The sequence below is a fragment of the Mycolicibacterium arseniciresistens genome, assembly GCF_030519285.1.
GTDB lineage: Bacteria > Actinomycetota > Actinomycetes > Mycobacteriales > Mycobacteriaceae > Mycobacterium > Mycobacterium arseniciresistens.
Genome location: NZ_JAUMSQ010000458.1, coordinates 1 through 1,179, shown reverse-complemented (window position 1 = coordinate 1,179; position 1,179 = coordinate 1). Strand labels below are relative to the sequence as shown.

The following is a 1,179-nucleotide window of genomic DNA, read 5'->3' as shown; positions in this document are numbered from 1 at the left end:
CAGTGTCAGCGGTGACGCCGAGAGATCGGCCGAATCGTGCATCCGTCCTCGCGATCGCAAAGGTTCAGCCGCCGATGACGTGCGGGCTCGTCCGAGCGTCACTCAGTCGAAGCGCTTCCCTCATGCAGGCCGAGGATGGCGGTGACACGGATCTCGACGCGCATATTGGGCGCCCCCAGCGCAGTGACGCCGGTTTCGGTCCAGATCGGCGCGTGGCCGGGCATCCACTTGCGGATCTGCTCGATCATGACGTCGTTGTGCGCATCGCCGATGGAGTCCGGCTGGCTGGCAATGTGATACGAGTTCAGGTGGACCACGTCACGCCAGGAGGCGCCGGCAGTTGCGAGGGTCCGCTCGACGTTCTCGAAGGCGCGCTCGATCTCGTCCTTCAGCGATTCCGGGAAGTTCAACTCGTCGTCCCAGCCCCCCTGTCCGGAGATCTCAACCCTGTCCCCGATCCGCACCGCCTGGCTGTAATGCCGTTCTTTCCGCAACATCTCGCCGTACCCGGGGGTGACGAAGAATTCGACCGCTGTACCTGATTTCACTTCATCCATGAACTCAACATACCCCCGATCACTTCACGTGTAAACTCATGCGGGCATCGACAGGAGGCACCGATGGCGCATACCGACGATCCGCAATGGCTCAGCCCGCAGGAGAAAGACGTCTGGACCAGCCTCATCTCGGTGATCCTGCTGCTGCCGGGCAAGCTCGAGGCACCGCTCCGTCAGATCGACCTGACCCTGTTCGAGTACCTGACGTTGAGCCACATCTCAGAAGCCCCGAATCGGCGAATTCGCATGAGCGAGTTGGCGTATCTGGCCAACGGTTCCCTGTCGCGGCTGTCGAACGTCGTCAAGCGGTTCGAACAACGTGGTTGGGCCACCCGGTCACCGGATCCCGACGACGGCCGCTACACGATCGCCGCGCTCACCGATGACGGCTACCGCCTCGTGGTCGAAGCGGCGCCGATCCACGTGCGCTCAGTGCGCGAGTTCGTTCTCGACCGCCTCACCGCCACCGACCAACAGGCCCTGATGCGGATCGCAGCCAAGCTGCGGGTGGTCGGACCGGACTCGTAGACAACGACGACGGCCCCCGGTTTTTCCGGGGGCCGTCGTCGGATGGGTAGTGTTACTTGACGCTGACGGTGACCGTCGGGCTGAAGGTGGAGTT

Annotated in this window: 2 protein-coding genes; one reads left to right on the top strand and one right to left on the bottom strand. The window is 63.3% G+C overall.

Features of this window, described 5'->3' with window-relative positions:
- Positions 1-98: 98 nt before the first annotated feature.
- The gene (locus Q2100_RS30400; RefSeq protein WP_302917007.1) at positions 99-557 is read right to left on the bottom strand and encodes a RidA family protein; all 459 of its coding nucleotides are present in this window, start codon (positions 555-557) and stop codon (positions 99-101) included.
- 63 nt (positions 558-620) lie between these two features.
- On the opposite strand from Q2100_RS30400, the gene Q2100_RS30395 reads away from it, so the two are divergent.
- Entirely contained in the window at positions 621-1,085 is a 465-nt protein-coding gene (locus Q2100_RS30395; RefSeq protein ID WP_302917006.1) for a MarR family winged helix-turn-helix transcriptional regulator, read from the top strand.
- Positions 1,086-1,179 lie beyond the last annotated feature (94 nt).